This is a genomic window from Streptomyces sp. NPDC013187 (assembly GCF_042899705.1).
Taxonomy (GTDB): Bacteria; Actinomycetota; Actinomycetes; order Streptomycetales; family Streptomycetaceae; genus Streptomyces; species Streptomyces hawaiiensis_A.
The window spans coordinates 19,902-44,201 of the sequence record NZ_JBIBAF010000013.1; the positions used below are offsets into that span (position 1 = coordinate 19,902).

Below are 24,300 nucleotides of genomic sequence, written 5' to 3' on the forward strand. Positions count from 1 at the left end.
GTGTTGTCAATCCTCGCTAGCACTCAGTTGACGAGCGGCGGCACATCGCGCCGGGGCTTATTGGGCAGGTGCGTTTCCTCGTCCTCGACCACATAGTCGGGACGCTGTGATCCCTGCGTCTCACTGTCGTCGCCGGGCTTGCCCTTGCCGCCAGGCCGCCGGGTGAGACCCGCGCCGCCTTGCGTCATGCCGTTGCGTTCCGCCTGGACAGCGGAGTTACGTCCCGTCGGGCTGCCTGTCACAGGCTTGGCCCCTCCCACGGCACCGCCGCGAGAAGCACCGCCTGCGCCGGCACCGGGCCTCACGCCGGCCTGAGGCGCGCCGAAGACGCCACGCTGTCCGGGACCACCCGTCGACGGCCTGGGACTGCTCGCCGGACCAGCGCCGACCACCGTGGCTCCGGGAATTCGCGGCCCGTTCTTCGCTCCGGTACCCCCGGTGGCTGCGGGCCGACCTCCGACCACGCCGTTCGCGCGGCCCGCGCCCGTGGCCGGGCCGCCATTGGCTCGGGCCCCCGTCATACCGCCGGGCCGGGGGGTGCCCCCGGAGACGCCTGAGTGGCCCATCGGGAAAGGCTTCGAACCAGCAGTGCCCCCCTTGGCGAGCGACTGTCCGGTTACCGTCGGACGGCCCATCGAGTTGGTGCCACCAGGACCCGAGGTCCGTCCGGTAGCGGGGTTGATCAAGCCGGACTGACTGCGCCCCTGGGCGGGGCCGGGAGTGCGCGGCCCAAGGGTTCCACCCGTAGGCCTTCCCTGGGACCGACCGGCGATCGAGGGCCCGTAGTTGTCGAACGATCCGGACTGGCCGCCCACTGCGGGTGGGGTACCGGTGACCGGCGAAACGGGCCCGGTAGCCGGCGTGGTGGGCGGCAAGGTACCGACGCTGTCAATGTTTGTACCGACAAAGTCGTCCGGATACGTGACCGTTCCGTTGCCGCGAATGCCCGGAACAGTTGTATCGCTTGTCCCCTGCACTCCTGCACGCCCGGCTGCTTCAACCGGCGCGTCGTAACGTGCGGTTGCTGCGGCGCTGCCGCTCGCTGCGGCAGACCCGGCAGATTCCGAGGGCCCAGCGGATCCTGCCCCGTAGGCAGCCGACGGCACCGGGACATTCGGCACCGTCCCGAACGTCGGGGGCTTCTCCTGCAACGCCGCGAGCTGCTGACTCGAGACCGCGTAGTACGACGCCAACCGATTCATCTGGTTGATCGCCTCTTGGCGGTCCTTCTCCACCTGTACTGCAGCGTCGTAGTCGTCCTTCTTGGCAGTTTTCTCTGCGTCAGTGAAGTTTTCCGGACGCTTGAGGTTCTTGGAGTCACGAGCGGGCATGGCCTTGCGTACCGATGAGAGACCCATCGAGGCAGCGACGAGCTGTTCGCCCGCCTTCCCGGCGAATTCACTCAGGTCGGTCGAGCCCGTGACGAGCGACTCACTCCATGCCCGGAAGGCCTTGCCACCTTCACCGACCCACGTGACACCTTTGACATCCTCGCGCAGTGTGTCCGCCGCAGTCTTGATGGCGGTCCGTGCGTCCAACAGTGCGTTGCCCGATGACTCCAAGTCCTCGGGGTCCGTCTGTTCGACCAGGTCGATCATCTCGTTGAGGTCGAGGTTTTTCGCGGCGAAGTCGGTGCTGGCGAAGACCGCCTTGCCAGGAGCGGTGGATCCGACCACCACTCGGAGAGGATCAGTCACCATCCGGGGGAAGAACCCGCTAACGCCCGAGTGTTCGACGTTCCGGGCGATGTCGGCGAAGGAGTTCTGGTTACGGGCGCGCTCGAGGTCGTCCTTGTGCTGTTCGTCGGTCATCGTCAGGCCCCAATCCCGGACTCGTGTCCGGCGGAGTGCTTGCGACTCGTCTGCTTCTCGATCTGGTCGATCTGCGACCGGATCTCCCAGAACCGCCGACGCTGCTCGTCCTCGAGCTTCTCGTAACCGTGGGCCGCACCCTGGACCGCGATTCCGATCGCCTCTATGTGAAGGTGCAGCGTCTTGGACAAGGTGGTGAGCTGCTCATGGACGCTGTTGTACTGGGTGTACATACTGCGCGCTTCAGGGAAGGCGTCGGCGCTCCCGCTGCTCAGAGAGGAGGCCTTGATCGTTTGCGCTCCTACCCTCTTCGGGTTGCCTGCCGACTCCTCAAGTGTCCGTAGCACCGCGTCCACTTGAGACACGAACTTCCCGAGCGCCTCGTTGCTCGCCTCCAGGTCCGCCTTTCTGGCCGCAGACGCGCCCCCCATCATGTCCGCTGGCAGCACGATGCCCCTCCCCGTTTCCCCGTGACATCCCGTCGAGGCCGATCACATCCGGGCCGGCCGCTCGCTCGCCATACGATCGCAAAGCGAGCTGCGCCTAACAACGCGTTTGCCACTCTAGTCAACCTGCACAACAGGTCCAACCGTGGTGCGTGATGCCTCAGTTACGAGGCCTGCGTGCGCCACCGTAAACCCGTGTGCCACGTTGCTCAGGTGCCGGTCGCCGCCATCGCGAAGCCGCCTCCGTGATCTTCGCCATACCTCGACAGGCGGGGCACAACAGCGCCCCGGGAGGAGAAAACCAGCCACAGACAGGCAACTCTGCGCCAACCTTGCACACGCACACATCACGACAAAGATCGGCACCGCTCCTCCTGTCGGCGTTTCCGTCTCTTCCACCGCAGATCCTGGGAACCTTCATGCCGGACAATCCGCACACCTGGAGACCTTCGATCTTCCCCGGTCCTACCAGGTTGCTAAGCTCCGGGAGCCGAGCAGCACGGGGGAAGAGGACGACCCATGGCATGGGACGAGTGGGAGCAGCTCAAGACTCAGGCTGCCGAACGGCAGTCCACGCAGATGCAGTTGAACCAGCTCGACCCGGGGGACGGATCGCCGGGTACGGCGGGAGGACCGTCGTCGTACGGCGATCTGAAGGTCGCCAACGCTTCGCTGACGAAGATCAGCAAATCCGCGCACAGCTTGTACAACGCGCTGTGGGACAAGGCTCGTGTCTCTGTCCCCAGCAGTGACTCCGCAGCCAGTGACCTGTCGAAGCAGGGCTTCGCGCTCGGGGCGGGGCTGCAGCACGTTTCGAACCGGTGGGAGGAACAGCTCAAGTCCCTCATGGACGCGTGTGCACAGATCACGAACCATCTGCAGGTCACCAAGAGGATCCACGCCGGCGACGACAACTTCATCGTGCGCCAGATGAGCAGCATCGACACCTTGGACACCGGCTTCGACGAGCGCGTGGGGCAGCCCGGCGAGAAGAACCCCGTGTACGGGGAGAAGAAGGACGAGAAGAAGAAGGACGAGTAGCGGCGGCCCGGGGGACGCCGGTGTGGTTCCCCGCGTTCCGGCCGGAGACCGGCACACGGCTCACCGACTCGCTCAACCGCGGCTCGACACTTCTGCAACTCCTGGACTTCTGGGGATAGAGACCGATGGACCTCGAAACACTGCGCGACGCCAACTTCAAGCTGCTCGACGACGCCGTCACGGACTGGTCGACCCTGGTCAAGCACCTGGAGACGCTGAAGAAGGACGCCGAGGAAGAACTGCACCAGGCCGCGAACAAGGCGGACTGGGCGGGTGTGAACGCTCAGGTGTCGAAGGAGTTCATCGGCAAGACGGCCGGTGAGTTCAGCGACGCGCACACGCAGGCGACGACCATCCACAAGATCCTCGAGGACACGCGGACAGAGCTGAAGGGCTATCACCAGCAGCTCGTGAGCGCGATAGACGGCGGCCGGAAGAACAATTTGACGGTCATCGGCTACGAGGGCGGGTTCACCGTCACCACGAATGTGCCGCCGGAGGGCCGGGCGCGGCAGGACAAGGACAACCAGTCCGAGATCAACGCGCTGCGCGATCAGCTCCAGAAGATCCTCGACAAGGCGACCGAGAGCGACAACTCGGCCCAGACCGTCCTGCAGGCCATCGCCGACCAGAGCAAGCTCGGTTTCTCGGACGCCTCGTACAAGGACCGGGACAGCGCCGCTGAGGCCGTCAAGCAGGCTGACGAACTGGCGAAGCTGGCGCGGAAGGACCCCAAGGACCTCAACCCCGAGGAGTTCGACCGGCTCCTCAACGGGCTCAACAAGTACGGCAACGACGATCTGTTCACCGAACGGTTCGCCACGACGCTCGGTCCGCAGAAGACCCTGGAGTTCTGGACCGGCGTCAACGACGCTCACAGGGGCAACTACGAGCTCGGGCAGGGACGGGGGGAGAAGTTCGACGATCTGCAGCGCAGCCTTGGCACGACGCTCGCCAACGCCACGCAGAGCGACTCGGTCGCCATGACCGAGTGGAAGCGCACGATGATCGACATCGGCGACAAACCGGTCTTCGGCACCAACGGCGGCGGCCCCATGGGCTTCCAGGTCATGAGCAACCTGATGCGGACCGGGGACTACGACGATCAGTTCCTGAAGGACTACGGCAACAAGCTCATGGCCACCGAGCGCAAGCTCACCGGCAACGGCGAGCACCAGAACATGGCGTGGCAGCACATGGGCGCGGACCCCTGGCTGAACCGCATCGGCGAGGACAGCGGCTCCGACCCGCTCACCGGCTACCTGAAGGGCCTCTCCAACAGCCCGGACGCGGCCACGGACTTCTTCAACCAGGAGTTCGTCAACAAGGACGACAAGGACAACCCCTTCGAGCGGGACACCGACGGCGACGGCAAGAACGGCAAGGTCACTCTCTCCAACTTCCAGTACCTCTTCGAGGAGCGGGAGTGGCCGCAGGAGAGCAATCTCAAGGGCGACGATCTCCACACCGGCGAGAACAACCTCGCCCTCGCACTGGAGGCGGCCACCACGGGTCACCCCGCGGGCGAGATGCCGACCATCGACACGCCGGCTCACAGCGCCGATCAGGCCAAGCTCATGCAGAGCCTGGTCGCGTCGATCGCGGACGATCCGGAGCGGCTCACCGGCCGTGGCTTCATGACCGACAGCGTCGGACAGATCACTTCCGAGTACCTGCCGGATATCAACCGGTCCATGACCGACGTCGAGCGGAGTCCGGACTCGGACAAGTGGCGGGAGGTGGAGAAGCTGTACCCCGTCGCCGGCTCCGAAGCCGAACTGGATCACGCGTCCGTGAGCAAGCTGCTCTTCGCCGTCGGCCAGAACCCCGAGGGATACGCCGCGGTCGAGGTTGGCCAGAAGGCGTATATGGGCAAGCTGATGGACTACCACCTGAACCCGGACCTCCCGGAGGCCCAACGACTGTCAGACGACGAGGAACTCGTGATCCGGCAGATTGCCGGACGGTCCGGCGAGGTGTCCGGCACTCTCGCGCTCGGCGCGCAGGAGTACATCGGACAGGAGGCCTCGGACAAGGACAAGGAATACGAGCACGCCGTCGCTCAGAAGAAGAACATCATCTCCGGCACGGTCGGCACCGTGGTCGGCGTCGGTACGTCCTTCGTCGCCACGCCCTGGGTCGGGGCAGCCGTCGGCGGCGCAGCCGGCACAGTCACCAGCACCGTCCTGGAATCGGTGTTCAAGGACGCAGAGGGTCACGCCATGGACCAGGCGCAGCAGACGGGCGGCGAGTACTGGCAGGAAGGCCTGACGCGGAACCTCACCATCACTGAGGACGCCGCCCGGACCGCGGCGGACAGGTACCACACGATGGACACGAGTGATGCCGGTATCACCGCCCGTGAGGCGGCACGCCAGGGTTACATCAACGCACGCGCCATCGTGGACGGACAGGCGCCCGGTACCATCGCCGCCTTCTGACCATTGCGGCTCGACGAAGGGGATCTTGTGAGTGTTCGCCCTGCGCCGTCGCGAAAGCGAGGCATGGTTGCCGTGTCGGCGATCACCGTCCTTGTCGCCGTGCTGTCGGGGTGTGGCGGTGACCAGTCCGAACGCGACTACGCGATTCCAAAGGATTTGTGTGGAGTCGCTGTTGACGCCGGTGAACTGGGCCCGTTCCTCCCGGACGGCAAGGAAATCACCGTGCGGGACAAGTCCGGTGGCGGGACGAAGGTGTGCGAGGTCGTCGTGGATGACGACCTGGCTCTGAGGGCTACCCAGGCGTGGGTGGAAGAGGGAAAGACCACCGCGTACTTCGCCTCCGGCCAGACGCTCACGCCTCCTGAGGAGTCGGCCGAGGGCGATCGCTTCCGGTACTCGGGGAACGAGGCCTTTGGTAAGACGAAGGGCTGCGTCGACGAGCAGCACGGCCAGGAGTTGTACACAGCGGTTCAGGCCCAGGGCTCGGAACATAAGGACGCCGATGCGATGAAACGGCTGATCACCGCCTATACGAGTGGGGTGGAAGACTCGGCCGAGTGCGAAGCGGAGGACTCGGAGTGATAGATCTCGGTCGAGGAGCACGCCGTCTGCACCGGCAGGTTCTCGCGTCCTGCGCGGCCCTCGCTCTGCTGGTCGGCTGCGGCAGTGTCGACGGCAGCGGCAGCGGCACCGGCACCGCGGGTGAGTCCGGGCCGCTCAGTGCCGAGCAGGTCGCGGCAGCCCTCCCTGACGCGAAGGCGGCCCCGGGGTGGGAGGTCACCTCGGAGCCGGTCGCGTATCCGCAGAAGAAGGCGCGGGAATTGAGGGTGGCCCGGTGCTACGAAGGGCCCGACGAGTGCTCGAAACCGCAGGTCACCGGGGTGTCGGCGCTGGCGGGCGGCCGTGGCAAGCCCCGGCTGGACTTCGTGCTCATCGCGTACGAGGACGCGGAGTCGGCGCGGGCTTCCTATGAGCCGGTATGGAAGGCTTGGCGTGGTCGGAGCGTCAAGCCGCGCGAGCTGGACCTCGGAAAGATCGGGGACGAGAACGATGCTGTGAGCGGTGTGCATCCCTCGCTCCAGGACGGGGCTGGGGCAGCCACCGCACAGGTGCGGGTCGGCAGTGTGATCATGGTGACAGTCGGTGAGGCAGGGCCTGGTATCGAGTTGCCGGGCACGCTCGAGAAGTTCACCGCCGTGTTCGCCGAACGCGCCGAGCAGGCCCAGGACGGAAAAACGCCTTCCGCAGCCCTGGACGACGCCGCCTGACCGGTCAGCACGCCCCCTCACGGGACGTCACCGTGAGCCGGTAGCCCAGCTCGGTGTACGTCCCCTCGCCTCCCGTGATTCCCGGTGGCGTGTAGTCGTCCTCCTTCGAGCGCACGCGCTCGATGTGGACGCAGAACTCGGCGTCGGCTCCGTTCGCGGAGACGGTGAAGTACGCGTCGGCGTCCGTGTTGCCGTCGGCAGCTGAGGCGGCGACGCCGTCCTGTGGGGCATCGCCGCCGTTCTCGACGACCTCGCTCTCGACGAGCGCCTCGTATTCGTAGATGCGGACGACGGGTTCGCCCGACTCGTCGACCCGGTACAGGAACCCGTCGAGCTCGTACGTGGCCTGTTCCACCGCGCTCTTCAGCTCGTCGTCGCTCCACTTCCAACGGTCCTGCAGGCCGAGGCCTCGAAAACCCATCACTGCGCAGACCGCCGCCATGGCTATGAGGACGATGCGGGCGACGACGAACGCCGCGTCCGGGACCTCCGGCGCGGACGGGTTCAGGGACTCGCGCCAGGAACGGACCCGCTGCGCCTTCACACAGGCCATGAGGAGCAGCAGAGCCGCCAGCACGAAGAGGATGATCGACAGTTGCGTCAGCATGCCGGGCCTCCCAGGCCTCTCCGGCGACGGCGCGCGTCCCGCACCGCCACCGCCGTCCCGCTCAGCCCCGCTGCCAGGACGAGGCCTCCGACCACGACGTAGGTGCCGAGGCGGGTGTTGCGTTCCTCCGGTGTCTCGCCGAAGTGGACGGGGGCCACCGAGGGTGCTTCGGCGCCGACCGGGTTCTGTTCGGGGCGGGGGGACTCGACGGGATGGGCCGGATCGACGTCGGTGAGGGCCTTGACCGGGTCGACGACGCCCCAGCCGACGAGGATGTCGTGGCCGGGGATGGTGCGTTCCGCGGTCTGTTCGATCTGGGCGACGATCTGCCGGGCCGTCCACTTGGGATACTTGGCCTTCAGCAGGGCGGCTACGCCGGCGACGTACGGGGCCGAGAAGCTGGTGCCGTTGTCGGAGCAGTGGCCGTCGCCGGGAACGGTGGAGATCATGTCGACGCCGGGTGCGGCGACCCCCACGAAGCTGCCGGACTGGGAGAAGGGGGCGCGCTCGTTGTTGCGGTCCGAGGAGGCCACGGCGAGGACGCCCTGGTACGACGCCGGGTAAGTGACCTTGACGTTGCCGCCGAGTCCGTCGTTGCCGGCCGAGGCGACGATGACCACCTGCCGGCCGAGGGCATAGTTCACCGCCTGTTCCAGCTCCTCGGCCGGTTTCACGGCGTTGGCCGTGTCCTGAGAGATGTTGATGACGTCCGCGCCCACGTCCACTGCGTGGCGGATCGCCTGAGCCAGGGTGAGCGCCGTGCCGTTGCCCTCCGCGTCGTTCTGCTTGATCGGGATGATCGTGGCCTCGGGGGCCAGGCCCACGAAGCCGCTCCCCTTCACCGGGCGGGCGGCGATGATGCCGGCCACGCGGGTGCCGTGGCCGACGGTGTCCGTCGTGCCGCTCGCGTTGCCGCGCTCGATCTTCTCGCCCTTCTTGTCCTTCTCAGGGAGGAGGTTTTTGCCCTTCGACGCGTCGACGGCCTCGGTGAGCTGGGGATTCTTGACGTCGACACCCGTGTCGACGACGGCGACCCGGATACCTTCGCCCTTCGTCTGCGCCCACAGCTCGTCGAGGTTGATGCGTTGCAGCGACCAGGGGCGGCCCTCGTACTTCTCCGAGGGGAAGGTGCACTGGCCGCTGTCGTCCGCCCGGGCCTCGTGGACCGGGAGGGCGAGTTGGGTCGTCGCGGTGAGGGCCGTCGCGGCGAGCAGCGTCACCACCAGCGAGCGGCTTCTGGTCCTCACGTCGCCTGCTTTCAGCATCAGTTCGCTCTCCTACCGGACGCTCGCGACTACGAGCCCTGCGGCTGCCGCGCCGCCGACTCGGACAGGCGGGGGCCCGTGGGCAGGAACCGCGACCACGCCAGAGGGACGGGGGCCGGGTCGACCTTCTCGTAGCCCAGCCTGGTCTGGGCGATCTTGGCCTCGGTCAGCGCCTGCTCGCGCTGCTCCTTGGAGGTACCGATGCCCTTGTCCTCGGTGGCGCTGTCGCTGTTGGACTGCAGCGCGTAGCGCAGGCCGGTGTCGGTGACCAGGAAGACGCTGCCTGCCTTGGTCTCGGTGCCCTGGAACTGGCGGTAGAGCTGTCCGGAGCCGGCGGTGACGTAGGCGCTGGAGGAGCCGGTGGGCAGCGACGCGGGGAAGTCGGTGCCGACCCAGGTGGACAGGGTGGTCGTGCCGTTCTTCGCGTCGACCGAGCGCAGGACGTTGCAGACGGTATTGCGGCCGGTGGTGGAGCTGGTGCCGTTGTTGACGGTCTTCGGCTTGTACGTCGGCCACTTCTTCTGGCCGCGGAAGGTGGTGCTGTCGACCACCGCGCCGGGGGCGACCTGTTGTGCCTCGCCGGTCTGCCCGACGGCGACGAGCTTGCCGCTGTTCAGCAGGAGGGTGGCGGTGAACTCGCTGATCCGGGCGACCTCGCCGGGGAGGACGACGTAGTACTGCATGCGCGTGCCGTCGTAAGCCTTGATGACCATGCCGACTTTGTCGTACTCGCCGAGGCTGTCGGACGCGCCGGCCTCGGCGCCGGGGGTACCGTCGATCGAGGGGATGGTGAGGGGGTCTCCCTTGTGCAGGGTGTCCAGCCAGTCCTGGGAGACGCGCTGCGGGGCGCGGCCCTGGGTGTCGAGGGCCTTGAGGAGTTCCCTGTCAGTGGGGTCGACGAGCGGGTAGGCCCAGCCGCGGTCGTCGACGACGTACTGCGTTTTGCCGTCCGGACCGACCACGTACATCAGGTCGTTCCTGGAAAGCTTGTGGCGGCCCTCCGTCCTTGTCCACTCCTTCTCGGCGAGGACGAACGCCGCCTTCTGGATAGCCCGTCCGCCGTCGCTGGGGCGCTCGCAGACCGCCCAGCGCTTGGTGGCCTCCGCCTCACCGGTGGAGGGCAGCCGGTCGGGGGCGTACGGGATGCCGAGGGTGGCGCCGTGCGGGGGCTTGCCGCTGTCGAGAACCTTCTCGTCGACCGTGATGATGCTGTTCTTGTCGGGCTTCAGCAGCAGTTTCGCCGAGGCCATGTTGAGCACCGGGTGCAGCTGCTTCTGGCCCTTCGTCTTCAGGACGACGTATCGCGTCGTCGAGTCGCTGGCGACGATGACGTGTTCGTTCGGGGTGTCCCAGCCTCTCGGGGCGGTAGGGCTGAAGAGCCCGATGGCGCCGAACACCGCGAGGATCACCACGGCGACCACCACCCCCGGCCAAACCGCGCTCAGCGGCTTCGGCGCGCCCTCTTCGGAACCCGACGGCGACGGCCGCAGAAACGAAGCGAGTGTGCGACGCTTCGCGAAGGTGTAGGCGTTGAGTTCATCGCGGCGTGATGCCATCTGTGTCCGCTCTCTCCCCGTTGCGGAGCCCTGGGGACGGTGATGGTGACCGTCGCCCGCCCGTGGTTGCCTCTGGTGCCTCGGTTGTCAGACCCGGCCCCTACTATGCCTGTTGCGTGACCGTGCGTGTGTCACGGGCAGTGCGCTCAGGACTCGCGGCAGCGAGTGGGCAGAGGTATTCGTGAGACATTCGGGGGGTTTGGGGTGATGGCTTCCGCACGGCGGTCACAGTCACGATCGCAATCGAGGTCGCGTTCGGGCAGCGCCGGCCGGGCGGCGCCCAGCGACGGCGGCGCGGCGTCAGGCGCTGTCACGCCGCATCTGAGGGCACGTTCGGGACGCGGAGGTTCCTTCGCCGTACAGCGGCTGGTGTTGCTCGAACTGGCCGCGGCACTCGTCCTGTGCGGCTGGGTGACCGGGACATACGCGCTCGTCCCGGCCGCCGTCGCGGCCGTGATCCTTGTGGTGCTCGCGCTGGTGCGGCGCCGAGGGCGCTCCCTGCCCGAGTGGCTGGCCCGCGTGCAGGCCCTGCGCTCCCGCCGCCGCAGGGCCGCCAACAGCACAGTGCCGCCGGGCACAGACCCGGGGCTGGCCCCCGCCGTCGAGTGCGACCCGAGCCTGCGCACCTACAGCTACAGCCGCGGCAACGACCGTGACCAGCGGCCCGTCGGCATGGTCGGTGACGGTGGCTTCCTCACCGCGGTCCTGCAGGTGGAGGCAGACTTGGGGGCGCTGCGCGCGGAGCGCGGCCGCCGCCCGCTCCCTCTGGCCCCGGTGCGGGACGCACTGGATGTCGACGGAATCCACCTGGAGTCCGCCCAAATCGTGGTGCACACCCAGCCCGCGCCCGCGCCGCACCTGCCCCAGCAGTCGGTCGTGGTGACCAACTACACACAGCTACAGGGGCAGACGGCCTCTCCGGCCGTCCGCATCATGTGGATCGCACTGAAGTTGGACCCGGAGTTGTGCCCGGAGGCGGTGGCCGCCCGCGGCGGCGGGCTCGTTGGGGCCCAGAAGAGCCTGGTGCGGTCCGTGGAGCATCTGGCGAGCCGGCTGACGGGCGCCGGGTTCCGGGTGAGCGTGCTCACCGAGGAGGAGGTGACCTCCGCCATCGCCACCTCCGCCTGCGCCAACCCGACGGTGACCACCCAGGCCGGGCATAACGAGTCGCCCCGGCGGCGCACCGAGGAGACCAGTCGCAGTTGGCGGTGCGACAACCGCAGACACACCACGTACTGGGTGCGCCGCTGGCCCTCGCTCGGCGGCTCCGGTACCGCTCTGCCGCAACTGGTCGCGCAGTTGACCGCGGTGCCCGCCCTTGCGACGACGCTCAGCCTGACGCTTGCCCGGGGCGGACAGCAGGAGGTGACCCTTACCGGGCATGTACGGGTCACCGGGCGCAGCAGCACAGAGCTCGCCTCGTCACGGCGCGAGTTGGAACGCGTGGCACGGCAGGCGCAGACCGGACTCGCCCGACTCGACCGGGAGCAACTGCCCGGAGTCCTGGCCACGCTGCCGCTCGGAGGTGCACGCTGATGGCCCCCCTGACGACCCGGACCTCGTCCGCCAACTCCCCCACGGCGCCCGCTCCGGATGCGGCCCCGCCGTCCCGGACCCGCTCCGATGGCGGCGGCCTGGCCGTGCGGCTGCGCACCGGCTTCGGACTGCTCGGCCCCCGCCATCCGCGACACACGCTGCCGGTTGACCAACTCGACGCGTTGTCGCTGCCCATCGGTGACGATGGCGTGGTCGTCGGCGTCACCCCCGAGGGCCAGCCCGCCGTGCTCGGGGTGAACCGTCCGACGCCTTACGACGTGCTGCTGATCGGCGGTCTGTGGACGGCCCAGGTGCTCGCGCTGCGCGCCGCGGCGACGGGCGCGCGGGTCGCCGTCGAGACCGGCCGTGCCCAGCACTGGTCGCAGATCGTCCAGGCAGTGGGCGGCGGCCAGTCCGGGATGACGGTGCACGACGTGGGCCGGGTCCCTCCCCTCGGCGCCTCGGCCGGCAGCCCGGTCCTGGTGGTCCGGGACTGCGGTATGCGTCCGCCGCGCGGACGCGTGGTGTCGGCGCCCTGGCAGTCGGTGCTCACCCTGCTGCCGTATCTCAGCCCGGTGGCACCCCGGCTGATGCGTCAGGCGCGACTCACCGGAGTGCAGCGGGTGTCGCCCGACGAGGCGGCCGAGATAGGCCGGGTGATCGGCCTGCCGCGCACCGAGTACGAACCGCTACCGACCCTCGCTGACGGGGTGACCCTGTGGTGCACCGACGGTGACCGCCAGTACGTCATGACGCAGCCCACGGACGCCGAGATCGGTTTGCTCGGTGCAGCCCGGCGGATGGACTGACCGCGAACCCGCGCCGGTTCCGCCGACTTTGTGTCGGACGCACATCACTCGGACGGACGCGCCTGCCGTGTCCGCCTCTTTCTTGATTAGGCTGGGGCGGGGGACGAGGCGATGACCCAACAGGGTGACGCGACATCGGGGGTGACCCAGGGGGTAGCTCACTGATTCGTGCGTCGGCAATGGTCGCCCCAGCACGGCATGAGGGTGCTCGAGCACACCAGGAGGAACACTGTGAGCAGCGATCGGGACGGGATCCGCGGGGGCTGGGCGACACCCGGCGATGACCAGCCCGACGCGGAGTCCGCAGCGGAGATGACGGGCGAGTTCACCATCGACTACGCCCCGCCCGCCTGGTACACCCAGAACGCCTCGGGGAGTTCGTCCTCGGGGCAGGGGGCGGGCGCGTCCGAGGACTCCAGCGCTTCAGGGGCGCCCGGCTCCGGGCCGGGGGCTTCGGGTGTGCAGGGGGGTTCCGGGGCGAACGGCGCTTCCGGGGTGCCCGGTGGTTCCGGAGCGGCTGGGCCTGCCGGGGTGCCTGGCGGTTCCACCGCGCCTAAGGGGCCCGTGCCACCGCTGCCCGGGTTGACTCGGCCGGCGCACGCCAATCCTGACGGTGGGCCTTCGGCCCTGCCGACTTCTCTGCCGGGGCAGGGCTCCGCACCGGCTCCGGCGCCCGGGGCGCCCTTCACTCCTCCCGCGCCGGCTCCCGCTCCCGGCGCCCCGTTCACGCCTCCCGCGCCGACTACCGCTCCCAACGCCCCGTTCGCGCCTCCCGCGCCCGCGCCGGGTGCGCCCTTCGCGCCGCCGGCGCCGCCCACGCCCTCTTCGGGAGGTCCTTCGGCCGTGCCCAGGCTTCCCATGGGGAGCGGGTTCGAGCCGCAGGGGTCGCCGCAGGGGGACCCGTCTCCGGGGCAGGCCGAGGCGCCCGCGGGGGACGCGGCCTCTCCTTCGGCCGTGCCGCACATCCCCGTCGGCGGGTATCAGTCGCAGTGGACGCCGCCGGCTCCGCCGCAGGCCCCGGCCGTTCCCGGGACTCCGGCGACTCCGCCTGCCGCTCCGGCGACTCCGCTTCCTGCTCCGGCGGCACCGGCCACTGCTGAGGCTTCGAGCACCCCCGAGGCTTCGAGCGCTCCCGAGGCTTCGACTGCGGCGGTTTCCGGTGATGCCGCCGAGCCGGAGAACGGCGATCTGGAGAGCGGTGCCACCATGCGCTTCTCCGCCATCGCCCTGAAGCGGGAGATCGAGGAGCGTGCCGCTGCGGAGGCGGCTTCCACGCCCGACGCCCCCGAGGCCACCGAGGCCACCGAGGCCACCGAGGCGAAGGACGCCGACGAGGCCGGTGGCGGTGTCCGTGCCGAGGGCGCGGATGACGGCGCTCCCGGTGTGGAGGCAGACGACTCCGCTGCGGTTTCCGATTACGCGCTGAACGCGGACTCCTTCACCGACGTGCCGCCGGACGATGAGGCCGAGTCGGAGAACACACGGCCCGAAGCGGGGGATGCGGCACCCGAGGCCCTCGAGCCGCAGGCTGCAGCACCCGAGGGCACAGAGGTGGAGGACGCCGAGCCCCAGGACGTCGAGACCGAGGACGCCGGGTTGGCAGACGCGGAGCCCTCGGACGCCGCCGACGCCGACGAGGCCGAATCCGAGCAGGCACGGATCGAGGACGCGCAGCCCGAGGAGACGGTGTCCGAGGACGCACAGTCCGCGGACACGCAGCCCGAGGACGTTCAGTCCGGGCACGCGATGCCCGGCTCGGACGAGCCTGTGGGCCCGGTACCGGCCGGGGCCGAGCACGAGGGTGAGGACTCGGTGGCGTCCGCTGCCGAGCCGGCCGACGCGCCCCCCGCCGACCGCGCGCCCGGGCGGAGTGAGCCCGAGGGCGCCGTACCGGCCGCCCCGGTCTCCCCCGACGCCCCCCACAGCGCGCCGTCCGACTTCACTCCCCCGCCCCCGCTGGGCGTGCCGCCGCTGCCGCCGTCGTACCAGCCTGCCGCTCCGGCCCCGGCGAGCGAGTGGCCCGCCCAGCCGCAGCAACAGCCGGCGCAGCCCTCGGACCCGAACGCGCCCGCTCAGCCGCAGCCGACGGCCGCACAGGGACAGCCCCCGGTGCCGCCGCAGGCCTCCGTGCCGGCGCACCAGCCGCCGTTCCAGCCGCAGGCGCCGCAGCCCGCGCCCGCCGCGTGGAACCAGCCTGCCGCGCCGACGCCGCCCCACCAGCCGCCCGCGCAGCCCACACCGCAGCCCGGCGGCTACGGCTTCCCGCAGCAGGGCACCCCGGCCACTGCCCCGCCCACCCCGCCAAACGGCTACGGCTTCCCGCACCCCGGCGCACCCGCCCCGGCCACACCCGGCCCCCAGAGCGGCTACGGCTTCCCCCAGCCGGGCGCTCCGACCCCGGACGCCCAGCAGCCTCCGGTTCAGCCGCCTCACAGCACCCCGGCCTCCGCGCCCGACGCGCAGGGCGGCTACGGCTTCCCCCAGCCGGGCACCCCGCCCACCCCGCCGGGCGGCTACGGCTTCCCGCACCCCGGTGCCCAGCCGCCGCACCAGCAGGCCCAGCCGCAGCCTCACATCCCCCCGCAGGCCCAGCCCCACCCGGAAGGCCGGTTCCCGCAGCCCGACCCGTCGGGGCAGCCGCAGCCGGGGCAACAGCCGCAGCAGCCGGTCGACCCCCGTACCGGCGCCGCCTGGCCGCAGCCCATGCAGCACGACCAGCGGCAGCCGACCAACCCCGGGGCGGCTCCGCTCGGTTACACCGCTGCGGTGGAGCTGTCGTCCGACCGGCTGCTCAACAGCAAGAAGCAGAAGGCGAAGAGCAGCCGTCCGGCCGCCGGTGGCGGGCGGTTCAAGATCGGCGGCAAGAAGGAGGAGGCCGAGCGGCAGCGCAAGCTCGACCTGATCCGTACGCCCGTGCTGTCCTGCTACCGGATAGCGGTGATCAGCCTCAAGGGCGGTGTCGGCAAGACGACCACGACCACCGCCCTCGGCTCCACGCTCGCCACCGAGCGGCAGGACAAGATCCTCGCGATCGACGCCAACCCGGACGCGGGTACCCTCGGGCGCCGGGTGCGGCGGGAGACCGGGGCCACCATCCGTGACCTCGTCCAGGCGATCCCGTATCTCAACTCGTACATGGACATCCGGCGGTTCACGTCGCAGGCGCCCTCCGGTCTGGAGATCATCGCCAACGACGTCGACCCGGCCGTGTCCACGACCTTCAACGACGAGGACTACCGGCGCGCGATCGACGTGCTGGGCAAGCAGTACCCGGTGATCCTCACCGACTCCGGTACCGGTCTGCTGTACAGCGCCATGCGCGGTGTGCTGGACCTCGCCGACCAGCTCATCATCATCTCGACGCCGTCCGTGGACGGGGCGAGCAGTGCGAGCACGACGCTGGACTGGCTGTCCGCCCACGGGTACGCCGACCTCGTCTCGCGGTCCATCACCGTCATCTCCGGGGTACGCGAGACCGGAAAGATGATCAAGGTCGAGGACATCGTGTCGCACTTCGAGACGCGCTGCCGGGGCGTCGTCGTCGTGCCCTTCGACGAGCATCTGGCCGCCGGCGCCGAGGTCGACCTCGACATGATGCGGCCGAAGGTGCGGGAGGCGTACTTCAATCTCACGGCGATGGTCGCCGAGGACTTCATCCGCCACCAGCAGGCGCACGGCCTGTGGACGTCCGACGGGAACCCGCCGCCGGTCGCTGCCCCGCCGCTGCCCGGCCAGGCCATGCCGGGTCAGCCCGTGCCCGGTCAGCCCTACGCCCAGCCGGGGCAGCAGCCGGCTCCCGGCCAGCCGGGCCCGTATCCGCAGCAGCCACAGCCCGGCCAGCCGTACCCGCAGCCCGGCCAGCCCTACGCCCAGCCCGGTCAGCCCTACGCCCAGCCCGGTCAGCCCTACGCCCAGCCGGGACAGCCGCAGCCGTACCCGCAGGCCGCGGGTCAGCCGCCCTACCCGCAGGCCGCGGGTCAGCCGCCCTACCCGCAGCCCGGGCAGCCGGGCCAGCCGGGGCAGCAGCCCGGGCAACCGGCGGCGCACCCCGGCCAGCCGTACCCGCAGCCGGGACAGCCCCCGGCCGCTCCCCCGCAGCCGGGCTACGGCTACCCCCAGTCCGAGCAGCCGGGCTACGGCTACCCCCAGCCCGGGCAGCCGGGTCACCCGGCCCAGCCGGACGGGCAGACCCCGCCGCCCCCGCCTCCGACGCAGTAATCGCCTCACCCGGTCGGCCCCTTCTCAGGGGCCGATCCCCTTCGGGCCCGCGCCGCTTCGACTCGGCGCGGGCCTCGGTGCGTTCAGGGGCGAATTCCGTTGCCAGGCCCTGGCCAGGAGCGCGTCAGTGGTCTCGACCAATGGGGGCAGAAAGCTCGCCAACTCGTTATTTCCGCAGGCCACAAGGGGTGAATGCGCCGTTGACGGGTGAGAGAGCCGCTGGTACACACACATCACGCATCTGACAGCTGATCAACCCGTCCTTCCCGTCCGAGCGATGACGCGAGGTCCGACCATGGGCACGAACGATCAGAAACGCAGCCTCCCGCACGGCCTCCGGCTCGTCGCCCTGGCCGGGGCCGCCGCGCTCACCCTCACCGCCGGTCTCGCGACCCCGCTCGCCCCGGCGCCCCAGCAGGCCCGGGCGGCCGACGACGGCAAGAAGGTGCTGACCGTCGCCGTGGCGCAGAGCGTGGACTCGCTCAGCCCGTTCCTGGCGGTCCGCCTGCTCAGTACGAGCATCCACCGGCTCATGTACGAGTACCTGACGAACTACGACCCCAAGGACAACCACGCCATCGCGGGCCTGGCGACCAAATGGGAGCCGTCGCCGGACAAGCTGACCTGGACCTACACGATCCGCGACAACTCCACGTGGTCGGACGGCCGCCAGGCCACCGCCGAGGACGCGGCGTGGACGTTCAACAAGATGATGACCGACACCGGCGCGGCCACGGCGAACGGCAGCTACGTCGGGAACTTCAGGAAGGTGACGGCCCCGAGCCCCACCAAGCTGGTCATCGAGCTGAAGAAGCCGCAGGCCACGATGGCCGCGCTGGACGTGCCGATCGTGCCGAAGCACGTGTGGGAGAAGGTCTCGGACTTCTCCGAGTTCAACAACGACAAGAGCTTCCCGGTCGTGGGGAACGGCCCGTTCGTGCTGAGCGGCTACAAGGCCGACAGCTATGTCCGGCTCAAGGCCAACAAGGACTTCTGGCGCGGGTCGCCGAAATTCGACGAGCTGGTCTTCCGCTACTACAAGGATCAGGACGCGGCCGTGTCGGCGCTGCGCAAGGGCGAGGTGTCCTTCGTCGCCGGGTCCCCGTCCCTGACGCCCGCTCAGGCGGAGTCGCTGAAGGGCGCGGAGGACATCCAGGTCAACGACGCCCCCGGCCGCCGCTTCTACGCCCTCGCCACCAACCCGGGCGCGAAGGCGAAGAACGGCGAGAAGTTCGGCGACGGCCACCCCTCCCTGCTGGACCAGCGGGTGCGCAACGCCCTGTTCCGGGCCGTGGACCGCGAGGCCATCATCGACAAGGTGTTCCGGGGCCACGCCGTCGAGGGCGAGGGCTACATCCCGCCGCGCTTCCAGGACTACTTCTGGAAGCCCTCCGCGGACCGGAAGCTGGCGTACGACCCGGCCGAGGCGGCGCGGCTGCTCGACCAGGCCGGGTACAAGAAGAACGGCGACGGCAAGCGCGTCGGCAAGGACGGCAAGCCGATCACCTACCGCGTGCTGTGCCACGCCACCGACCCGAACGACAAGGCTGTCGGCAAGTACCTCCAGGAGTGGTGGGGCGAGCTCGGCATCGGCGTCCGGCTCAACTGCTTGGACAACGTCACCGACCCGTGGCTCGCCGGCAAGTACGACCTGGCGTTCGACGGCTGGTCGGTCAACCCCGACCCGGACTTCGTGCTGTCCATCCACACCTGCGGGGCGCTCCCGGCGACCCCGAAGGACACGGGCGCGACGGACAACTTCATCTGCGACAAGAAGTACGACCAGCTCTACGCCCGGCAGCTCACCGAGTACGACCCCGCCAAACGGGCGGACATCGTCAAGCAGATGGAGTCGCGGCTGTACGACCTCGGGTACATGAACGTCATGGCGTATCCGAACGCGGTCGAGGCCTACCGGACGGACCAGATCAAGTCGATCACGACCATGCCGGCGAAGGCCGGCAACATCTACGGCCAGGACGGCTACTGGAGCTGGTGGTCGGCGGTGCCCGCGGACTCCGACGGCTCCTCCGACACCGCGTCGTCGACGGGGGTCGTGGTCGGGATCGTCGCGGGGGTCGTGATCCTCGGCGGGCTCGGCGCCTTCGCGGCGATGCGGCGGCGGGCCACCGCCGAGGAACGCGAGTGAAGCGGCGAGCGGGTACCCATGACCGCTGACGCGACCCCCGCGCTGGTCGAGGACAAGCAGCGGACGGCGACCGGGCCACGGGTGGGCAGGGGTTCCGCGTACCCGCGGTACCTGGCGGGCAAGGTGGCCGGTGCCGCCGTATCGCTGCTGGCCGTCCTCGTGACCAGCTTCTTCCTCTTCCGGCTGATCCCCGGCGACCCGGTGAAGACCATGACGGGCGGCCGTCAGGTGTCGGCGGAGCAGCTGGCCGCCTACCGTGAGGAGTTCGGGCTGGACCTGCCGTTGTGGCGGCAGTTCACGGACTACTGCGGCAAGGCGCTCACGGGTGACTTCGGGACGTCGTACCAGTTCCGCGCCCCCGTCATCGACAAGATCACCGAGGCGCTGCCGAACACCCTGCTGCTCACCGGTACCGCCTTCGTCCTCTACACCGCGCTGGGCATCTTGCTCGGCACCCGGTCGGCGTGGCGGCACGGGAAGCTGGGCGACCGCGTCAACACGGGCCTCGCGCTGACGCTGTACTCCATCCCGTCCTTCTGGCTGGGGCTGCTGCTGATCATCGTGCTGTCGGTGGGCATCGGGCCGCTGCCCGGCATGTTCCCGACCGGCGGTATGGAGTCGGGCGGCGAGGAGGGCTTCGCGTACGTCCTCGACGTGGCGCACCATCTGGTGCTTCCGGTGGTGACGCTGGTGGCCGTGGAGTACGGGCAGACGCTGTTGGTCACGCGGTCGGCGCTGCTGGACGAGATGGGCAGCGACTATCTGACGACGGCACGGGCCAAGGGGCTGCGCGACGACCTCGTACGCCGTCGGCACGCCGTGCCGAACGCGCTGCTGCCGACCGTGACGCTGATCTTCATCAACCTCGGCCGGACGGTGGCGGGCGTGATCCTCGTGGAGACGGTGTTCTCCTGGCCCGGCCTCGGCGGGCTCTTCTACCAGGCGCTGAGCGTGCCCGATCTGCCACTCGTGCAGGGGCTGTTCTTCGTGTTCGCCGCCGCGGTGATCCTGATGAACACCCTCGCCGACCTGGTCTATCCACTGCTGGACCCCCGGGTGGCCCGATGACGACCTCGACCGGCACGGCCCCGAGCCCGCGCGCCCTGGCCCGGCAGCGCCGCAGGGCGTCCGTCGCCCGCTTCTGGCGGCAGTACCGCTCCGAACGGGCGGGGCTGTACGGCCTGACCGCGCTGTCCCTGTGCGCGCTGCTGGCGCTGTTCGCACCGCTGTTCGTCGGGTCCGACGTGAGCAGCGTGACCGGCGCGCCGGGGCGTCCGATGCAGAGCCCGAGCGCCGAGTTCCCGCTAGGCACCGACCAGTTCGGGCGGGACCTGCTGGGCCTGGTGATCTGGGGCTCGCGGGTGTCGCTGCTGGTGGGGCTGCTCGCGGCCGTGCTGTCGGTCGCGATCGGCACCCTGATCGGGGTGACGGCGGGGCACTTCAAGGGCTGGTACGCGACGGTGATGATGCGGATCACCGACTGGTTCCTGGTCATGCCGACGCTGGTGCTGGCGATCGCCCTGGCCACCGTGATGTCCCGCTCCCTGACCACGACCGTCGTGGCGATCGGCGTCACCACCTGGCCGACCACGGCCCGGCTGGTGCGCGCCCAGACCCTCGCCGTGGAGACCCGGCCGTACATCGAGCGGGCGCAGGCGCTGGGCGGTGGCCACTGGCACATCATGTCCCGGCACGTGCTGCCCAACGTGATGCCGCTGGTGCTGGCCCAGACGACCCTGATCATCTCCTCGGCCATCCTCGCGGAGGCGACCCTCGCCTTCCTCGGCCTGGGCGACCCCACGGTCGTGTCGTGGGGCGGGCTGCTCCAGGAGGCGCGGGAGGCGGGTGCGGTCAGTGCCGGGGACTGGTGGTACCTGGTGCCGCCGGGCATCGCCATCGCCGTGGTGGCGCTGGCGTTCACGCTGTGCGGGCGGGCCGTGGAGTCCGTCCTCAACCCCAGGCTGGGGGTGTCGCGTTGAGTCTGCTCGACGTCAGGAACCTGACCGTGACGTACGCGGGCGGGGCGGCCGCCGTACGCGGGGTGGACCTGCGCCTGGAGGCGGGGCACAAGCTCGGCCTCGCCGGGGAGTCCGGCTGCGGCAAGTCCACGCTGGCGCTGGCCCTGCTGCGGCTGCTGCCGACGGGCACCCGGATCACCGGGGAGGTGCTCCTCGACGGCGAGGACGTGCTGGCCATGAAGTGGGGCCGGGTCCGGGCGGTCCGCTGGGCCGGTGCCTCCGTCGTCTTCCAGGGTGCGATGCACTCCCTCAACGCGGTTCACCGCGTCGGCGACCAGATCGCCGAGCCGATCCTGCTGCACAAGAAGGCGACCCCGGCAGGGGCGAAGAGGAAGACGGGCGAGCTGCTGGAGCAGGTCGGCCTGCCCGCCGCCCGCGCCGGCGCCTTTCCGCACGAGCTGTCCGGCGGCCAGCGCCAGCGCGTCATGATCGCCATGGCCCTGGCCTGCGATCCCCGGCTGATCATCGCCGACGAGCCGACGACCGCGCTCGACGTGATGATCCAGGCCCAGATCCTCCGGCTCATCGAGCAGCTCGTCACGGACCAGGACCTCGGTCTGATCATGATCAGCCATGATCTGGCGGTCCTCGCCGACACCTGCGACCGGCTCGCGGTGATGTACGCGGGCCGGGTGGTCGAGGAGGGGCCCGCCCGGCAGGTGTACGAGGACGCCCGGCACCCGTACGCCCGGGCCCTGTCGGCCGCTTTCCCGCGCATCGGCGACCCGGCGTCCCGGTTCGCGCCGCAGGGGCTCGCGGGCGACCCTCCGGACCCGGCCGCGCTGCCGTCGGGGTGCACGTTCCATCCCCGCTGTCCGGTGGCGCTGGAGTCGTGTTCCGCGCAGGACCCGGTGCTGCGCGCGGCGGGACCGGAGCGGCAGGCGGCGTGTGTGCTGGTCGGGCCGCCGGGCGCGGAGGTCCGCGGAGAGCGCGCGCCGGCGGGATCCGGGGGCCGGGAGAAGGGCCCGGCCGACGGGCCGGGAGCCCTTGAGGAGCGGTCGGCCGAGGGCCCGGAGGCCCTGGAGGAAGCGAGGCCCAGCACGCCATGACCACGTCCCCCACGGCCCCCGAGGCCTCCACGGCCCCACTGCTGAGCGCCCGGGGCCTCCACGTCACCTTCCCCGGCCGACACGGCGGCCCCCGGGCCCGGGCGGTGGACGGCGTCGACCTCGACATCCGCCACGGTGAGATCGTCGCGCTGGTCGGCGAGTCCGGCTGCGGCAAGACGACCCTGGCCCGCAGCCTGCTCGGCCTGGTCGCGCCGACGGCGGGCCGGGTCACCTTCGACGGCCGCCCGCTGGAGTACTCCGGCCGGTCCCTCAAGGCCTACCGCAAACGCGTCCAGCTGGTCCTGCAGGACCCGAGCGGCTCCCTCAACCCCCGCCACACGGTGTACGACGCGGTCGCCGAGGGCCTGCGCATCCACGGCCACGGCGGCGACGAGCGCACCGCGGTCGCCGAGGCCCTGTCCCGGGCCGGACTGCGCCCCCCGGAGCGCTTCTTCCTGCGTTACCCGCACGAACTGTCCGGCGGGCAGCGCCAGCGCGTCGTCATCGCCGGGGCTCTCGTCCTGGAACCCGAACTCCTCGTCGCCGACGAGCCCGTGGCGTCCCTCGACGCCTCGGTGCGCGGTGAGATCCTCGCCCTGTTGCTACGACTGCGGACCGAACTGGGCCTGTCCGCCCTGGTCGTCACACACGACCTGGGCCTGGCGTGGAACATCGCCGACCGGGTGGCCGTGATGTACCTGGGCCGGATCGTGGAGACGGGCGCGGTCGAACAGGTCCTGACGGCCCCGCGGCATCCCTATACGCAAGCGCTGCTGTCGGTCCTCCCGGAGGCCCCGGGCGCCCCGGTGGTCCTCACCGGCGAGCCCCCGGACCCCTCCCGCGTCCCGCCCGGCTGCCGCTTCCACGCCCGCTGCCAGATCCTGGCCGGTGGTGAGGCGGAGGCAGCGGGGGTGGCGGACGCGTGCAGGGGCCAGGACCTGGAGGTGCTGAGCGGGGACGGTGACTCGCAGGTCGCTTGTCACTGGGCGGTTTCGCATGCGCCCCTCAGGGGCGCGGGGCTGTAACGATGTGCGGCTCCGCCGCGTGGGCGCGACAAGCCCCCACACACCCGCAGACGGCCCACAAGCGAACTAGGCAGCCCCGTCGGCCGCCACCAACTCCCTGCACTTCTCGACGTCCTGCCCCATCTGAACCAACAGCGCATCCAGCGTCTCGAACTTCGCCTGCCCCCGCACGAACGCCAAGAAGTCGACGGCGACATGCAACCCGTACAGATCGAGCCCCACCCGGTCGATGGCGTACGCCTCCACCGTCCGCTCGGTCCCCTCGAACTGCGGATTCGTCCCCACGGAGATCGCCGCCGGCATCGCTTCGCCCTGGGCGTGCAGCCAGCCGGCGTACACACCGTCGGCCGGAATGGCGGTGTGCGGCAGCGTCTCGACGTTCGCGGTCGGGAAACCCAGTTCGCGTCCGCGCTGGGCGCCCCGGACGACGACGCCCTCCACCCGGTGCGGACGCCCCAGGATCTCCGCCGCGCCCTGGACGTCGCCCTCGGCGACCAGCCGCCGCGTCAGCGTGGAGGAGAACGGCTCCCCGCCGCCCGCCTCACCCGTCACGTACAGGTCGACGACCTCGACCTCGAAGTCGTAGGTCTTGCCCTGTGTGGACAGGAACTCCACGTTGCCCGCGGCCTTGTGGCCGAAGCGGAAGTTCGGGCCCTCGACGACGGCCTTGGCGTGCAGCTTGTCGACCAGGACCTTGACGACGAAGTCGGCCGGGGACAACTTCGAGAACTCGGTCGTGAAGGGGAGGATGAGCACCGCGTCCACGCCCAGGTCCGCCATGAGTTCGGCGCGGCGGTGGTGCGGGGCGAGCAGCGGCGGGTGGCTGCCGGGGCGGACGACCTCGCTGGGGTGCGGGTCGAAGGTCACGACGACGGCGGGCACGCCCAGTTCCCGGGCGCGGTTCACGGCGTGCCGGATGATCAGCTGGTGACCACGGTGCACTCCGTCATAGGAGCCGATGGTGACGACGCTGCGCCCCCAGTCCTGGGGGATGTCCTCCAAGCCACGCCAGCGCTGCACTGTGCCTGCTCCTTGTCGAAAACTCGTCGAACCCGTGTCCG

Annotated in this window: 18 protein-coding genes; 12 read left to right on the forward strand and 6 right to left on the reverse strand. The window is 70.1% G+C overall.

What is annotated here, in order from left to right; genetic code table 11:
- Positions 1 to 23: 23 nt before the first annotated feature.
- Together ACFY5B_RS26655 and ACFY5B_RS26660 are read right to left on the reverse strand one after the other, a co-directional pair.
- A complete protein-coding gene (locus ACFY5B_RS26655) occupies positions 24 to 1,811 on the reverse strand; it encodes a hypothetical protein (RefSeq protein ID WP_389973512.1) in 1,788 nt (595 codons plus the stop codon).
- Positions 1,812 to 1,813: 2 nt separating this feature from the next.
- Entirely contained in the window at positions 1,814 to 2,260 is a 447-nt protein-coding gene (locus ACFY5B_RS26660; RefSeq protein WP_389973515.1) for a hypothetical protein, read from the reverse strand.
- A 516-nt stretch (positions 2,261 to 2,776) separates the two neighbouring features.
- Here ACFY5B_RS26660 and ACFY5B_RS26665 point away from each other — a divergent pair.
- The 4 genes from ACFY5B_RS26665 (at position 2,777) to ACFY5B_RS26680 (ending at position 7,007) form a co-directional block, all read left to right on the forward strand.
- On the forward strand, positions 2,777 to 3,298 hold the full coding sequence (locus tag ACFY5B_RS26665; RefSeq protein WP_389973518.1) for a hypothetical protein: 522 nt from the start codon (positions 2,777 to 2,779) through the stop codon (positions 3,296 to 3,298).
- Positions 3,299 to 3,423: 125 nt separating this feature from the next.
- On the forward strand, positions 3,424 to 5,739 hold the full coding sequence (locus tag ACFY5B_RS26670) for a hypothetical protein (RefSeq protein WP_389973521.1): 2,316 nt from the start codon (positions 3,424 to 3,426) through the stop codon (positions 5,737 to 5,739).
- A 72-nt stretch (positions 5,740 to 5,811) separates the two neighbouring features.
- Positions 5,812 to 6,321 (forward strand): hypothetical protein, encoded by a 510-nt coding sequence (locus tag ACFY5B_RS26675; RefSeq protein WP_389973523.1) that lies wholly within the window; start codon positions 5,812 to 5,814, stop codon positions 6,319 to 6,321.
- Complete coding sequence (locus tag ACFY5B_RS26680; RefSeq protein WP_389973526.1) at positions 6,318 to 7,007, forward strand: hypothetical protein; 690 nt, start codon at positions 6,318 to 6,320, stop codon at positions 7,005 to 7,007. The genes ACFY5B_RS26675 and ACFY5B_RS26680 overlap by 4 nt, the downstream gene beginning before the upstream one ends.
- Positions 7,008 to 7,011: 4 nt before the next feature.
- Here the strand turns inward: ACFY5B_RS26680 and ACFY5B_RS26685 are convergent, their stop codons facing one another.
- Genes ACFY5B_RS26685 through eccB form a run of 3 tightly spaced genes read right to left on the reverse strand, consistent with a single transcriptional unit; the run spans position 7,012 to position 10,435 of the window.
- Positions 7,012 to 7,614, reverse strand: coding sequence for a hypothetical protein (locus ACFY5B_RS26685; protein WP_389973529.1), 603 nt, complete (start codon positions 7,612 to 7,614; stop codon positions 7,012 to 7,014).
- Positions 7,608 to 8,861 (reverse strand): type VII secretion-associated serine protease mycosin, encoded by a 1,254-nt coding sequence (gene mycP / locus ACFY5B_RS26690; RefSeq protein WP_389973532.1) that lies wholly within the window; start codon positions 8,859 to 8,861, stop codon positions 7,608 to 7,610. Before mycP ends, ACFY5B_RS26685 begins: the two co-directional genes overlap by 7 nt.
- Before the next feature lie 47 nt (positions 8,862 to 8,908).
- A complete protein-coding gene (eccB, locus tag ACFY5B_RS26695) occupies positions 8,909 to 10,435 on the reverse strand; it encodes a type VII secretion protein EccB (protein WP_389973535.1) in 1,527 nt (508 codons plus the stop codon).
- A 207-nt stretch (positions 10,436 to 10,642) separates the two neighbouring features.
- Between eccB and eccE the strand changes: the two genes are divergently transcribed.
- The 8 genes from eccE (at position 10,643) to ACFY5B_RS26735 (ending at position 23,239) form a co-directional block, all read left to right on the forward strand.
- Complete coding sequence (gene eccE / locus ACFY5B_RS26700; RefSeq protein ID WP_389973538.1) at positions 10,643 to 11,971, forward strand: type VII secretion protein EccE; 1,329 nt, start codon at positions 10,643 to 10,645, stop codon at positions 11,969 to 11,971.
- Positions 11,971 to 12,780, forward strand: a complete 810-nt coding sequence (locus ACFY5B_RS26705; protein WP_389973541.1) for a hypothetical protein — start codon at positions 11,971 to 11,973, stop codon at positions 12,778 to 12,780. Before eccE ends, ACFY5B_RS26705 begins: the two co-directional genes overlap by 1 nt.
- 198 nt (positions 12,781 to 12,978) lie before the next feature.
- The gene (locus tag ACFY5B_RS26710) at positions 12,979 to 16,998 is read left to right on the forward strand and encodes an SCO5717 family growth-regulating ATPase (RefSeq protein WP_389973545.1); all 4,020 of its coding nucleotides are present in this window, start codon (positions 12,979 to 12,981) and stop codon (positions 16,996 to 16,998) included.
- Between the two features lie 295 nt (positions 16,999 to 17,293).
- Complete coding sequence (locus ACFY5B_RS26715; RefSeq protein ID WP_389973548.1) at positions 17,294 to 19,147, forward strand: ABC transporter substrate-binding protein; 1,854 nt, start codon at positions 17,294 to 17,296, stop codon at positions 19,145 to 19,147.
- An 18-nt stretch (positions 19,148 to 19,165) separates the two neighbouring features.
- Complete coding sequence (locus ACFY5B_RS26720) at positions 19,166 to 20,215, forward strand: ABC transporter permease (protein ID WP_389973551.1); 1,050 nt, start codon at positions 19,166 to 19,168, stop codon at positions 20,213 to 20,215.
- Positions 20,212 to 21,126: an ABC transporter permease gene (locus ACFY5B_RS26725; protein ID WP_389973554.1), complete on the forward strand. Its 915-nt coding sequence runs from the start codon at positions 20,212 to 20,214 to the stop codon at positions 21,124 to 21,126. Before ACFY5B_RS26720 ends, ACFY5B_RS26725 begins: the two co-directional genes overlap by 4 nt.
- Complete coding sequence (locus ACFY5B_RS26730) at positions 21,123 to 22,214, forward strand: ABC transporter ATP-binding protein (protein WP_389973557.1); 1,092 nt, start codon at positions 21,123 to 21,125, stop codon at positions 22,212 to 22,214. The genes ACFY5B_RS26725 and ACFY5B_RS26730 overlap by 4 nt, the downstream gene beginning before the upstream one ends.
- Positions 22,211 to 23,239 carry an ABC transporter ATP-binding protein gene (locus tag ACFY5B_RS26735; RefSeq protein ID WP_389973560.1) on the forward strand — a complete coding sequence of 343 codons (1,029 nt, stop codon included), beginning with the start codon at positions 22,211 to 22,213 and terminating at the stop codon, positions 23,237 to 23,239. The genes ACFY5B_RS26730 and ACFY5B_RS26735 overlap by 4 nt, the downstream gene beginning before the upstream one ends.
- 66 nt (positions 23,240 to 23,305) lie before the next feature.
- Here ACFY5B_RS26735 and ACFY5B_RS26740 read toward each other — a convergent pair whose 3' ends face one another.
- Positions 23,306 to 24,259, reverse strand: a complete 954-nt coding sequence (locus ACFY5B_RS26740) for a bifunctional riboflavin kinase/FAD synthetase (RefSeq protein ID WP_389973563.1) — start codon at positions 24,257 to 24,259, stop codon at positions 23,306 to 23,308.
- Between the last annotated feature and the right edge of the window lie 41 nt (positions 24,260 to 24,300).

What these genes read in the sequence shown, in the direction of transcription:
- ACFY5B_RS26655 (WP_389973512.1), bottom strand. Translation starts at nt 1,811, where the DNA reads ATGACCGACGAACAGCACAAGGACGACCTCGAGCGCGCCCGTAACCAG.
- ACFY5B_RS26665 (WP_389973518.1), top strand. Translation starts at nt 2,777, where the DNA reads ATGGCATGGGACGAGTGGGAGCAGCTCAAGACTCAGGCTGCCGAACGG.
- ACFY5B_RS26670 (WP_389973521.1), top strand. Translation starts at nt 3,424, where the DNA reads ATGGACCTCGAAACACTGCGCGACGCCAACTTCAAGCTGCTCGACGAC.
- ACFY5B_RS26685 (WP_389973529.1), bottom strand. Translation starts at nt 7,614, where the DNA reads ATGCTGACGCAACTGTCGATCATCCTCTTCGTGCTGGCGGCTCTGCTG.
- eccB (WP_389973535.1), bottom strand. Translation starts at nt 10,435, where the DNA reads ATGGCATCACGCCGCGATGAACTCAACGCCTACACCTTCGCGAAGCGT.
- eccE (WP_389973538.1), top strand. Translation starts at nt 10,643, where the DNA reads ATGGCTTCCGCACGGCGGTCACAGTCACGATCGCAATCGAGGTCGCGT.
- ACFY5B_RS26705 (WP_389973541.1), top strand. Translation starts at nt 11,971, where the DNA reads ATGGCCCCCCTGACGACCCGGACCTCGTCCGCCAACTCCCCCACGGCG.
- ACFY5B_RS26710 (WP_389973545.1), top strand. Translation starts at nt 12,979, where the DNA reads ATGAGGGTGCTCGAGCACACCAGGAGGAACACTGTGAGCAGCGATCGG.
- ACFY5B_RS26715 (WP_389973548.1), top strand. Translation starts at nt 17,294, where the DNA reads ATGGGCACGAACGATCAGAAACGCAGCCTCCCGCACGGCCTCCGGCTC.
- ACFY5B_RS26720 (WP_389973551.1), top strand. Translation starts at nt 19,166, where the DNA reads ATGACCGCTGACGCGACCCCCGCGCTGGTCGAGGACAAGCAGCGGACG.
- ACFY5B_RS26725 (WP_389973554.1), top strand. Translation starts at nt 20,212, where the DNA reads ATGACGACCTCGACCGGCACGGCCCCGAGCCCGCGCGCCCTGGCCCGG.
- ACFY5B_RS26735 (WP_389973560.1), top strand. Translation starts at nt 22,211, where the DNA reads ATGACCACGTCCCCCACGGCCCCCGAGGCCTCCACGGCCCCACTGCTG.